Annotated in this window: 7 protein-coding genes; 6 read left to right on the top strand and 1 reads right to left on the bottom strand. The window is 69.7% G+C overall.

The window, feature by feature from the left end; genetic code table 11:
• On the top strand, positions 1-870 hold an 870-nt coding region (locus tag ABZX37_RS48170; RefSeq protein WP_354751061.1), incomplete at its 5' end, for an OB-fold nucleic acid binding domain-containing protein.
• A gap of 141 nt (positions 871-1011) precedes the next feature.
• Here the strand turns inward: ABZX37_RS48170 and ABZX37_RS48165 are convergent.
• Positions 1012-6474: a biotin carboxylase N-terminal domain-containing protein gene (locus ABZX37_RS48165; RefSeq protein WP_354751060.1), complete on the bottom strand. Its 5463-nt coding sequence runs from the start codon at positions 6472-6474 to the stop codon at positions 1012-1014.
• A 509-nt stretch (positions 6475-6983) separates the two neighbouring features.
• Between ABZX37_RS48165 and ABZX37_RS48160 the strand changes: the two genes are divergently transcribed.
• From ABZX37_RS48160 to ABZX37_RS48140, 5 genes are all read left to right on the top strand, one after another.
• Positions 6984-8513, top strand: coding sequence for a sugar ABC transporter ATP-binding protein (locus ABZX37_RS48160; protein ID WP_354751059.1), 1530 nt, complete (start codon positions 6984-6986; stop codon positions 8511-8513).
• Positions 8510-9499 (top strand): ABC transporter permease, encoded by a 990-nt coding sequence (locus tag ABZX37_RS48155; RefSeq protein ID WP_354751058.1) that lies wholly within the window; start codon positions 8510-8512, stop codon positions 9497-9499. The genes ABZX37_RS48160 and ABZX37_RS48155 overlap by 4 nt, the downstream gene beginning before the upstream one ends.
• Before the next feature lie 22 nt (positions 9500-9521).
• Positions 9522-10532, top strand: a complete 1011-nt coding sequence (locus tag ABZX37_RS48150) for a substrate-binding domain-containing protein (protein WP_354751057.1) — start codon at positions 9522-9524, stop codon at positions 10530-10532.
• A gap of 3 nt (positions 10533-10535) precedes the next feature.
• Complete coding sequence (locus ABZX37_RS48145; protein ID WP_354751056.1) at positions 10536-11942, top strand: L-fucose/L-arabinose isomerase family protein; 1407 nt, start codon at positions 10536-10538, stop codon at positions 11940-11942.
• Positions 11943-12043: 101 nt separating this feature from the next.
• Positions 12044-12352, top strand: a complete 309-nt coding sequence (locus ABZX37_RS48140; protein WP_354751055.1) for a DUF4190 domain-containing protein — start codon at positions 12044-12046, stop codon at positions 12350-12352.
• Positions 12353-12567: the final 215 nt, after the last annotated feature.

The raw sequence follows: 12567 nt of genomic DNA, 5'->3' as shown, positions 1-12567 counted from the left end.
TCGTTCACCGAGTTCCTGGACAAGTCGGAGCTGGTGGCCTGCAACAAGCGGGTGATCGAGTCGCTGATCAAGGCGGGCGCGTTCGATTCGATGGGCCACACGCGGCTGTCGATGATCCAGGTGCACGAGGACGCGGTGGAAGCCGTCGTCCCGCTCAAGCGCCAGGAAGCGATGGGCCAATTCGACCTCTTCGGCGGAGAAAACAAAGAACTGGCTTCGTCGCCCTTGGCGCATGTGAAATTCACCGCTGAGGAGTGGCCGCGCAAGCAATTGCTGGCGCACGAACGGGACATGCTCGGCCTCTATGTTTCAGCCCATCCGCTGGACGGCGCCGAGGGTGTCCTCCGCAAACACGCGCCCCGCACGATCGCGGCAATCATCGACAACCCGCCGAAAGAGGGCGAACTCGTCGTCGCCGGATTGATCACTTCGCTGGAGCGACGGGTGAACAAAAAGGGCGAACCGTGGGCCATCTGCACGGTCGAGGATTTGGACGCGTCGCTGGAGGTGTTGTTCTTCGCCAAGTCGTACGCGTTGTGCGCGGCAGATCTGGTGGAGGACAACGCGGTGCTGGTGAAGGGCCGGGTGAACTGGCGGGAGGACAAAATGTCGGTCTTCGGGGCGGATCTGGCGCCGCTCGACCTGACGGAACTCGGGGAAACGCCGCTGGTGCTGCACACGCGGGCGGAGAAGGTGACGCTGCCGGTGGTGCTGGAACTCAAGCAGACTTTGCTGGCGCACCAGGGAAACACGCCGGTGCACCTGCACGTGGGGGAGCGGCGTTACGCGCTGGACGGGTATTCGGTCAAGGTGACCTCGGCGCTGCTGGGCGAGGTGAAGACGATCCGGGGAATCACCGTGGCCTCGTGAGTGCTGATCACGGCAAGAACCGGGACGAACCCTCACGACACCCCGCTGCCCGCTCCGCAAAGCGAGCCGCCCTGGCCTTGGCTGGGCTCGTGAGTGCCTATGCCGGTTCTCACCGGCGCCAGCATTCACGAGCCCCTCCCGTCAGCCCTTCAGCCCGTGCTCGATCGCCTCGATGATCCGCGGCCGAAGCTGCGCAGTACTCACGATCGCGTCCACCGACCCGACCTCGACCGCCCGCTGGATGCTGTGCACCCGGTCGAACTCCGAAGCCACCTCGCCCAACTTCTCGGCCCGCACCGAAGACGTAACCTCAGCCAGCTCCGCCGCACAAGCAGCCCGCTCGGCCCCGCTCAGCTCGCCGAGCCGTTTCTGCAGCTCAGCCACCCGCGGGTCATTCGCCGTCCGCGTCTTGACCTCACCCGCGAACACCACCGCAGCCGCCGGAGCGCCGCCCAGCACAGAGGCGAACGAGCCCTCCAGCGCCAGCACCGTCATGTTCGGGTTCAGCGCCTTCGAGAACACCACGAACGCCCCGCCGTGGTAGCGCGAGATCACCGTGAACACGATCGGACCCTCGAAGTTCACGATCGCGCGGCCGATCTCGGCCCCGTATTCCAGCTGCAGCTTCTTCATCGACTCCGGCGAGCCGTCGAAGCCGGACAGGTTCGCCAGCACCACCAGCGGACGGTTGCCGCTCGCCGCGTTGATCGCGCGGGCCGCCTTCTTCGACGACTTCGGGAACAGCGTGCCCGCGGTGAACGTGTCCGGGCCGTCGGTGGGGGGGAAGCCGCGGCGCGGCACCGAACGCGACTCGATGCCCAGCAGGCAGACCGGACGGCCGCCGATGTGCACGTCCTGCACCGCGGCGGTGTCCGCGTCCGCCATGCCCGCCCAGCGTTCCAGCACCGGGTGGTCCTGATCCGACAGCGCGCGCATCACCGTGCGGATGTCGAACGGCTTCTTGCGGTCCGGGTTGTGCTCGGCGGAGAAGATCTGGCCCACCGTGGCGAAATCGCTGCCGACGACGGCGTGCGGGTAGTCCGACACGTCGCGGCCCGCCGGGTCGGTGGTGACCGCCTGGCGCGGGCCCGCTTCGCCCGGCACGACGTAGGTGTGCGAGTAGTGCGCCATCAGCACGTCGCGCGCCCCGGCGAGGTTCGGCGCCCAGTACTGCGCCTGCCCGTTCGGGCCCATCACGCGGTCGTAGCCGCCGATGCCGAAGTTGTCCTCGGCCGACACGCCGCCGGAGAAGTCCAGCGACTGCTTGCCGGTCAGCACCATCGCCGAATCCGGCGTCATCACCAGGATGCCCTTGGTGTGCATGAGCATCGTGGCCTCGGCGTTCCAGTACGGCTGCGCGCCGACGGTGATCCCGGCGACCACGATGTTGATCTCGCCGCCGTCCTGGGTGAACTCCACGATCCGCTTCAGCGCGGCCGCGACCCAGTCCATGTTCTCGGTGCCGGACTCCATCGAGATCCGCGCGCCGGACGACAGCGCGAACCACTCGACCGGAACCCGCAGCTCCTGGGCCAGGTTCAGCGCCGCGATGACCCGCGTGCACTCCGGTTCGGCCAGCGCGCCGAGCGACTTTGTCGGGTCGCCCAGCAGCACCACGCGCTTGACGCCCTCGGGCACGCGGTCGGTCGGCGTGCTGACGACACCGGCCACGAGACCGGCCTTGTTCTGCCCGCGCGGCCGGTCGACCGGGACCAGAACGCCGCGGTCGTCGAGGTCGTGCTCCGCGAAGGAGCCGCCGCCTGCCAGCAGTTCGGTGAGTTCGTACGGGTACACCGTGTCGCGGCGCGCCGCGCGCAGCACCTTCTGCCGGTAGTCGTCCAGCGGCTGCACCGGTCCGGTGCTCGGAGCCTCGACCGACAGCCGCACACCCGCGCCGACCTCGTTGCGGACCGTCACCGCGATGTCGGTCAGCTCGCCGGTTCCGGCGTTCCGCTGCCGCGCCAGGAACTGGATCTCCTCCAGGCCCGCGCCCGCGGTGGTCGGCAGCACGCGGCGGGCGAGCAGGTTCAGCTCGTCCATCGTCAGGTCGCTCGGCGGCCACACGTAGATGACGATCCGGTTGGTGTCGAACCGGTTCTTCGCCGGACGCCGCGCCTGCGCGTTGCGGACCGCGTCGAGGCACGCGGCGAGCGTGTCCTCGGCCGAGGGCAGCGACACGAGCCTGCCGTCCGCCTCGCGCAGCGGGGTGAGGTCGCGGACCTGCGCCATCGCGATCAGCCGCTCGTCGGCCGGGTTCGCCCGCGCGGTGCCGGTGAACAGGTACACCTCTTCGTCCGCCGACGGCAGCCGCGTGAGGTCGAATTCCTGCAGCCGCTCCAGCTGCAGCCGCTCGGCGACGCGCGGGTGCAGCCCGCGGATCACCCGGTCCTCCTCGAACCCGGATTCGGTCCGGCGGAAGGTGAAGTGGTGGTGCATCACCGCGCCGCCGCCCCCGGCGACAGTGGTGACGACCCGGTCGACGTCGGCCGGAAGCGGTTGCGCCGCGACGATCTCGCCCAGCTTCGCGGCCATCGCGTCGCTGTCGGGCTGGTCGGTCCACTTCAGGTACACGTCCGCGGCGACCGGCACGCCGGCGTCCGCGGACAGCTCGGCCACCGCGCGCATCGCGTCCGGCAGCTGCGGGAAGTCGACGGCGGTGGTGACGACGCGCGCCGGTTCGGGGTGCTCCGCGGTGACGAACGGGCAGCCCGCGACCTCGCGCACGCGCACGTCGGTGAGCGCCTTGTTGCCGTAGTAGCGCCGGGTCAGCACCTCGAGCATCGGGGCCGGGTCCGCGCCCGGCCGCCCGATCCGCTGGCCGAGCAGCCGCACCAGCGGCTCGTTGCTCGACACCATGCCGGAGATCCGCTCGGCGCGGTCGGCCGCGTCCGGGTTGCGGTCGAGGTAGCGCAGGTGGCCGCGGATCTCGGCGTACACCTCGGCGCGGGCCCGGCGCAGCAGCGGCTGTGCGAACCAGCGGAACACCACGCCGCGGGCGAGGTCGCTGACCGCCGGGAAACGCAGCTGGGTGGCGGAGACCAGGTGCTCCAGCGCGAGCCCGGCCGCTTCGCGCAGCTCGGCCGAGGGCGGGGCCTCGGCAAGCCACTGCCGCAGCAGCGCGGAAACGATCGCGCTGTCGCTCGAAGACCGTTGCTGGGCAAGGAAAATCCGGAAGACCGCCTCTTCCAGCTCCGGCGTGCGCTCCAGGTCGCCGACGCCGTAGTGGCCGAGCACGCGGCGCAGCCTGCCCTGGAATTTCTCCGGCAGCCCGGCGCGCTCGACGTCGAGGCTCTGCAGGTAGGTGTGGAAGTACTCGCGGGCGCTGTGCACCGGGCTCGACGCGCTGAGATCGTCCGCGGCCGGCTTGTTCCGGCTCAGCTCGGACAGATCGGCGAAGACGCCCAGCAGCCCGAGCTCGCCCTCCAGCGGACGCGCCGGCAGCTCCGCGCGCGCCGCCAGGTAGCCGCTGAGCACGCGGCCCTGGTCGTGCGGGTCGACGTCGAAGCCGAGCAGCAGGCTGCGCAGGTCCTGGCTGCCGCGCTCGACCAGGTCGGCCGCGCTGGTGCCGTCCTGCTCGGCGGGCAGGTCGATCTCGGCGGTCTCGGCTTCCGCGGCGGCCTCGTCCTCGGCCTCGTCGGCGAGCGGTTCGAGGCGCAGCAGCGGCGCGCCGGTCTCCACCTGGCTGCCGATCGACACCGGGAGTTCCTTGACCCGGGCCCGGAACGGCGCGCGCAGCACCGTCTCCATCTTCATGCTTTCCAGCACGAGGACCGGCGCGCCGGACTCGATCTCGTCGTCCACCGCGACCGGCGTGGCGACCACCAGCGCGGGCGCGGGGGAGCGGACGACGCCGCCCTCGTCGCGGCTGATCCGGTGCGTGACACCGTCGACCTCGACCAGGTGGATCGGCCCGTGCGTGCCGGTGACGAGCCGGAACCGCGTGCCGTTGACGGTGATCTGCCCGCTGTACTCGTCGAAGCGCTCGATCTCGACGTCGGCCGGGTGCACGTCGCCGCCGCCGCTGACGCCGATCCGGAACCGCTTCGGTCCGGTGCGCGCGACCGTGACGCGGTACGAGGCACCGCGCAGTTTCAGGTCCAGCGGACGGATTTCGTGGCGCACCTGCGGACGGCCGCCGAAAGCGGTGGACAGCAGCCGCTGCCGCCCGACCTCCTCGTCGTCCTCGTAGGCCTCGATCGCCGCGGCGGCGAGCGCGACCGCGGAATGCCGCGTGGTGACGAGACGGCCTTCGGCGCGGACGCGGTCGATCCAGCCGGTGTCCGCGCTGGCGTCGATCACCTCGGGCTGGTCGAGCAGGTCGAGCACGAAGCTCTTGTTGGTGGCGCCGCCCTCGATGAGCACCGACGTCTCGGCCATCGCCCGGCGCAGCCGCGCGAGCGCCTGGTCGCGGTCGCGGCCGTAGGCGATGATCTTGGCGATCATCGAGTCGAAGTCGGCGGGGATCGTGTCGCCCTCGCTGACCCCGGTGTCCACCCGGATGCCCGGACCGGCGGGCAGCAGCAGCCGCGCGATGCGGCCGGGGGACGGCGCGAAGTCGCGGTCCGGGTCCTCGGCGTTGAGCCGCGCCTCGACGGCGTGCCCGGACTCGGCGGGCTGCTCGCCCTCGAGCTTGCCGCCGGACGCGACGTGCAGCTGCAGCCGCACGAGGTCGGTGCTGGTGGTGATCTCGGTGATCGGGTGTTCCACCTGGAGCCGGGTGTTGACCTCGAGGAAGGCGAACATCCGGTCGCCGGGGTGGTAGAGGAATTCGACGGTGCACGCGCCGCGGTAGCCGACCGCGACCGCGAGCCGCTCCGCCGACGCCTTCAGCTCGGCGGTCTGGTCCGGCCCGAGGACCGGCGACGCGGATTCCTCGATGATCTTCTGGTTGCGCCGCTGCACCGAGCAGTCGCGGACGCCGAGCGCCCACGCGGTCTCGCCGTCGGAGATCACCTGGACCTCGACGTGCCGCGCGCCGGTGACCAGGCGCTCCAGGAACACGACGCCGCTGCCGAACGCGCGCAGCGCTTCCTGGCTGGTGCGTTCGTACGCCTCGGTGAGGTCGCCCGCCGACTCCACCTTGCGGATGCCGCGCCCGCCGCCGCCCGCGGTGGCCTTGAGCATCAGCGGGTAGCCGATCTTGTCGCCCGCGGCGAGCGCTTCCTCGAGCGTCGCGACCTCGCCGCCGCTCCACGGAGCGACCGGGACGCCGACCTCCTCGGCGATCAGCTTCGCGCCGATCTTGTCGCCGAGCTTGCGCATCGCGTCCGCGCTCGGGCCGACGAAGGCGACCCCGACCTTCTCGCACAGCTCGGCGAACGCCGGGTCCTCGGCGACGAAGCCCCAGCCGACCCACGCGGCGTCGGCCTTGGTCTCGACCAGTGCCTTCTCCAGCTTGGCGAGGTCGAGATACGGCCGCGCGGAGGCGGGGCCGAGCGAATACGCGACGTCGGCTTCGCGGACGAAAGTCGCGGTGGCGTCCGCGTCCGTGTAGAGCGCGACCGTCTCGATCCGTCGCCCGGTCTCGGCGGACAGGTCCCGGACGGCGTGGATCAGCCGCATCGCGGCCTCTCCGCGATTGACGATGGCGACGCGATTGAACACGGACAAAGCCTCCCAGCGAACGCAACCAGACCCACGCACAGCAGGCGACGCCGGACCCGCCGGAACGTCGCCTGTCTTCGTCCTACACATTGCTCCCTTACCGCCGGGTACACCAATGTCGCGGATGACGCATGCCGCGCCTGCCGGTTTGTAGGAACCCGCCAAAAACGGCTCGTGTCACGTCGTCCGGACCTGATTTCTCGCGAGGTATGCCACAAATCACGCCCGGTTGGCCAGGGGCGGCGGCAAGTGGACGGCCAGGCGTTTCCAGGGGGTTGGTCAGGGGTTACCCGTAGTTCAGGCGCGGGACCTGGCGGGCTGCGGCCCTCCTTCATAACGGTCCGTGAAGGGCTCCTTGAAGGAATCTGATTCCCTCGAGGAGTCCTTCACGGACCTTCGCCGATGCCCCGTGGGCAATGGGAAAATGTGACCCTTGACACTCCTCCGCGGGTGCCCCTACCGTGCGGGTAATCGATTTCTCGACGCGGGGCGGGCCGAGAGGGCGGGGCATGGGCGACGGCGGCGTCGCGCTGGCCGAGCTGGCCGGCGTCAGCAAGACCTACGGCGGGGTGCGTGCCCTGGGCGCGGTGGACTTCACCGCGGCGAAGGGGGAGGTGCACGCACTGCTCGGCGAGAACGGGGCAGGCAAGTCCACGCTGCTGAAGATCTTGTCCGGGGAGGTCGCCGCCGGGGAGGGGGCGATCCGGATCGCGGGGGAGGCGGTCCGGTTCGCCCGTCCGGCCGACGCGCGCCGCGCCGGGGTCGCGATGATCCACCAGGAACTGGACCTCGTTCCCGCGCTTTCCGTGGCGGAGAACGTCTTCCTCGGCCGCGAACCGCACACCCGCGGCGGCACGATCGACCGGCGGCGGATGGTCGCGGCCACGCGCGAGGTGCTGGAGCGCTCCGGCGTCGACCTCGATCCGCGCACGCCGGTCGAACGGCTGCGCACCGGCGAACAGCAGCTGGTCACCATCGCGAAAGCGCTGTCGCTGGACGCCCGGATCCTGCTGATGGACGAACCGACGTCGGCGCTGTCGCCGCGCGAGGTGGAGCGGCTGTTCACGGTCATCGACCAGCTGCGTGCCGACGGGGCGGCGATCGTCTATGTGTCGCACCGGATGGACGAGATCGGCCGGGTCGCGGACCGCGCGACGGTGCTGCGCAACGGCGAGGTCGTCGCGGAGTTCAGTGCGGCGGAGCTGACTGCCGAGCGGGCCGCGGAGGCGATGGTGGGCCGTCCGGTGCACCTGATGTTCCGCGCGGACAGCGTGTCCTCGCCGGATCAGGAGGATGTGCTTCGCGTCGAGGATCTCGTGGTGCGGCCGCGTGCCGGGCGGCGGGAGCCGGACGGGATCAGTCTCACCGTGCGGGCCGGGGAGATCGTCGGTGTGGCCGGGTTGCTCGGCGCGGGGCGGACTGAGCTGCTGGAGGCGCTGTACGGGGCTTCCGGGGGCAAGCTGCTGGGCGGGCGGATTGTCTTGCGTGGCAAGGATTTCCGGCCACGTTCGCCGCGTCGATCGCTGCGGTCCGGGATCGCGTTCGTGCCCGAGGACCGGCGGATCGCGGGGCTGGCGCTGGAGCATTCCGTCGTGGCGAACACCGTGCTGTCCATTGTGGAGCGACTGGCTCGGTTCGGGATCGTGCCCGGTCGGCGCGAGCGTGCGGTGGCGGGGGAGGAAGCGGGGCGGCTCGGGGTGAAACTGGGTTCGCTCGCCGATCCGGTGGGTTCGCTGTCCGGTGGCAATCAGCAGAAAGTGTTGCTGGGCCGGGCTTTGCTCACCGAACCGGTGTTGCTGTTGCTGGACGAACCGACGCGCGGGGTGGACGTGGGGGCGAAAGCGGAGATCTACCGGTTGCTCGGCGAGGCCGCGCGGAGCGGCGTCGGCGTGCTGCTGGCGTCGTCGGAACCGGCTGAGCTGGTCGGGGTGTGCGATCGCGTGGTAGTGCTGCGCGGCGGACGCAGCGTGCACGAACTGGACACGGCTCATGCTGGAGAGGCGGAACTGCTCGCCGCGTCGATGGGAGACGTCCGGTGAGGGGGCGCGCCGTGCTGGCTGCGGTGTTCCGGTTCCAGAGCGTCTTCGGGCTGGTGCTGGTCTTCGCCGCTGCGATCGTCTTTTCCCCGCACCGCAACGGGGAGCTGGTGTTTCTCGGCAGCGGCAACCTGTTCAACGTCGTCCGCGCGATCTCCGAGATCGGCATCATCGCGGTCGGCATGACGCTGGTGATCCTGGTCGGCGGTATCGACCTGTCGGTGGGCTCGGTGATGGGGCTGGCCAGCGTCGGCGTCGCGCTGCTGCTCACCAGCGGCGGCTGGGGACTCGTGCCGGGCGTGCTGATGATCCTCGCGCTCGGGTTCGGTTTCGGCCTGCTGCAAGGGATCGCGAGCGCGCGGTTCCGGATCCAGTCCTTCATCGTGACGCTCGCCGGGATGCAGATCGCCCGCGGGATCGCCCGGATGTGGTCCGGCGGCGAGGGCGTTTCCATCACCTACGGCGACGGTCCCGGCCAGGCCCCGGTGCCGTTCTCGCTGCTCGGCGAGCGGACGTTCGGCGGCGTGGTCCCGATCCCGGCGCTGTTCTTCGTGGTCGTCGCCGCGCTGGCGGTGCTCGTGCTGCGGGCGAGCGCGTTTTCCCGGCACGTGTACGCGATCGGCGGCAACGAGAAGGCGGCGGTGCTGTCCGGGGTGCCGGTGATCCGGGTGAAAGTGCTGGTCTTCGGCTTGTGCGGGCTGCTCGCCGCGCTGGCCGGGATCGTCCACGCGGGACAGTACAACTTCGGCGGGCCCAACGACGGCACCGGCTACGAGCTGAACGCCATCGCGGCCGTCGTGATCGGCGGGACCAGCCTGTCCGGCGGGCGCGGGTCGGTGTCCGGCACCGTCGCGGGCGCCCTGCTGGTCGGCGTGCTCGACAACATTCTCCAGCTCAACGACATCGATTCGAACGTCCAGCTGATCGTGGTCGGCGTGGTGATCGTGCTCGCCGCGGGCCTGCAGCGGCTGCGCCCGGCCACGGCCTAGGCGTTCGGGAAAAGAGGAGCAGATGTCCGGCATCATCCGCGGCGGGGCGGTCCTGGCGGGGCTGGCCCTCGTCTCGGCCGTCACCGCCTGCGGCACCACTCACGAGAACGCGCCGGGCGCCTCGTCCGGCACCGCGCCGGCCGCGAAGCAATGCCATGGCCCTAGCGGGAAATACAAAATCGGGATGAGCCAAGCGAATCTCGCCGAACCGTATCGCGTGCGGATGGACGACGACGTCCGCAAAGCAGCGGCCGGTGTGCCGCAATTCACCGTCAGTTACGCGGATGCGGCGCAGGACAACGCGAAACAGGTCGAGCAGGTCAACACTTTCCTCACTCAGGGAATCGACCTGCTGATCATCAGCCCGAACGAGGCGACGCCGCTCACCAGCGTCGTGAAGAAGGCCTACGACCAGGGAATTCCAGTGCTAGTGCTGGACCGGAAGGTGGACGGCGACGGATACACGTCCTTCATCGGCGCGGACAATGTGGACATCGGCCGCCAAGCGGGCAAGTTCTTCGCCGAGAAATTGCTGCCGCACGGCGGAAAAGTCGTCGAGGTGAAAGGTCTAGCCGGGTCGACGCCCGCCAAGGAACGCAGCGACGGGTTCAACCAGGGCATCACCGACCGCAACATCACCGTCGTGGGCAGCGCGGACGCGGATTGGTTGCGGGACAAGGGGCAACAGCAGGCGGACGCCTTGCTGAAGGCGCACCCGGACGCGCAAGCGATGTTCTCCGAAAACGACCCGATGGCCGAAGGCGCGCGCATCGCCGCGCAGAACGCGGGCCGCGCGGACCTGCCGATCGTCGGCATCGACGGCCTCCCGGTTCCGGAGGGCGGCATCAAAGCGGTAGAAGCCGGGCGTTTGTCCGCGACCTTCATCTACCCGACTGGCGGCAAGGAAGCCGTTGCCGCGGCGAAGAAACTGCTCGTCGACTGCCAGACCGTACCCAAGACGCAGACCCTGCCCACCCGCCTGGTGACGCGCGACAACGCGGCCCAGGTGTACGCCGAGCTGAACCGGAGCTGACATATGGCGCGAATCGGTGTCCTTGCCGTATCCGACGGGCGCGACCACGTGCACCGGCGGAACACCGGCTTCATCCGGTCCAAAGCAGACGACTTCACCGCGGCCCTGACCGCGGCGGGCCACGACGTCGTCACCGGGGGACTGGTCGCCACGAACACCACCGCCACCGCGGCCGCCCGCTCGGTCGCCGCGAGCTCGGTGGACGTGACGGTGCTGTACTACGCCGTGTGGGCGTTCCCGCACTTCACCATGCTGGCCGCGGACGCGACACCGGGCCCGTTGCTGCTGGTCGCGAGCACCGACCCGACCGAGCCGGGTTTGGTCGGAATGCTCGCCGCCGGCGGTGCGCTAGACCAGATCGGCCGTTCGCACGCCCGCCTGTGGGGCGCGCCCTCCGACCCCGGGTTGATCGCCGAAGTCGGTGCACACGCGAGTGCCGCCGCGGCCGTCGGTTCGCTGCGCGGCTCGACATTCGGCCGCTTCGGCGGGCGGCCGATGGGGATGAACACGGCGGTGGCCAACACCGATCAATGGATGCGCCAATTCGGTGTGGACGTCGAGGAAATCGACCAATACGAACTGGTCCGCCGTGCGGAATCCGGTTCTTCTTCTGAGGTTGCGGACGGCCGGAAATGGCTGGAACAACACGCCACCGTCCACTACGATGGAGATCGACTCACTCCGGAACTCTTGGAACGCCAACTCCGCCTGTACCTGGCCGTACGCGATGTCGCGGCGGAACGGCACCTGGATTTCTCTGGCATCAAAGCACAACCGGAGCTGACTGAACACTTCGCGACCGCCGATGTCGCCGAGGCGCTGCTCAACGACCCCTATGACTGGAACGGTCCCAAAGCCGTGCACATCACTGCGACCGAGTCGGACATGGACGGTGCGCTGACCATGCAGCTGATGCACCGGATCACCGGTACGCCAGTGCTTTTCGCCGACGTCCGGCACTACCACCCGGATCGAGACGTGTGGGATCTGTGCAACTCCGGCCAGCACGCGACCTGGTTTGCCGCGCGGAGCGAGGATCCGGCGGAGAATCTGGCCAAGGTGCACCTTTATCCGGAGGTTTTCTTCTTCCCCGCTGGCGGTGCTTCGGTGCAGCACATCGCCGCCCCCGGCCGAATGACCTTGGCGCGGTTGAGCCGGTTGGACGGGGAGTATCGGATGCAGTTGGTGCTGGGGGAATTCGAGAACTACGACGAGCGGACGACGGAGGAACTGGTCTCGCGATCTACGCGGGAGTGGCCACATGCGTTCGCGCGCCTGGACGTGGCTGCGGAGACGTTCTTGTCGCGCTTCGGGGCGAATCACGTGCACGCGGTGCCTGGAGACCGGCGGAGGGAGCTACGCGCAGCTGCTGGGTTGATGGGGGTCCGGGTCGAGGAGTGGAGCCGCTGACCGGTTGGCTGGCGGGTTCCCGGGTTTCCCGCAGCGCCCCGCATCGCTGCTTCGGCTCGACGGCGGGGACCGGTCCCGCGCTGGCTGGCTAGCTTCGCGGCATGAGCGAACAGCCGTCGACCAAGGCGGCCACCGCAGCGCTGGTGCTCGGCATCCTCAGCTGGCTCTTGGTGGTCGGGACCCATCCCAGCCGAAGCCGCGGCTTCGGCGACGCGCTCTATTGGGAGCCGGTCCCGGTTCTGGGACCGGTGGTGCTGCCCCTGCTCGCGATTGTTTTCGGCCATGCCGGGCTGCACCGGACCCGACCCGGCGCCAAGGGCCGCGGCCGCGCGACGACGGCGCTGGTGCTCGGATACCTGGCCCTTGCGTTCGGCGCGGCCCGGTTGGTCGGCATAGCGACGGCGCAGTGACTAGCCGCGAGGCAATGCCAAGAACTTGAGCCGCGTGACCTCGGGCCGCTGACCGTCCACAAAGGACGCCAATGCCGCCGGAATGCCTGATTCGTAACCATGTGGCCGTTTGCTGAAGTCCGTGAGGGGAACCCTGAGGGAATCAGATTCCCTCAGAGGGCGTCTGAGAACTGATGTCACTGGTCTGTGTTGCGGGTGAGTCGTCGGGACATGGT

The sequence above is a fragment of the Amycolatopsis sp. NPDC004079 genome (genome assembly GCF_040610415.1).
In the GTDB taxonomy this organism is placed as follows: domain Bacteria; phylum Actinomycetota; class Actinomycetes; order Mycobacteriales; family Pseudonocardiaceae; genus Amycolatopsis; species Amycolatopsis halotolerans.
Note: the sequence above shows the minus strand (reverse complement) of the source record. Positions and strands in the feature narration are given on the sequence as shown.

Excerpts from the sequence above, each read along its gene's own strand:
- ABZX37_RS48140 (WP_354751055.1), top strand. The coding sequence starts at position 12,044 with ATGAGCGAACAGCCGTCGACCAAGGCGGCCACCGCAGCGCTGGTGCTC.
- ABZX37_RS48145 (WP_354751056.1), top strand. The coding sequence starts at position 10,536 with ATGGCGCGAATCGGTGTCCTTGCCGTATCCGACGGGCGCGACCACGTG.
- ABZX37_RS48160 (WP_354751059.1), top strand. The coding sequence starts at position 6,984 with ATGGGCGACGGCGGCGTCGCGCTGGCCGAGCTGGCCGGCGTCAGCAAG.
- ABZX37_RS48150 (WP_354751057.1), top strand. The coding sequence starts at position 9,522 with ATGTCCGGCATCATCCGCGGCGGGGCGGTCCTGGCGGGGCTGGCCCTC.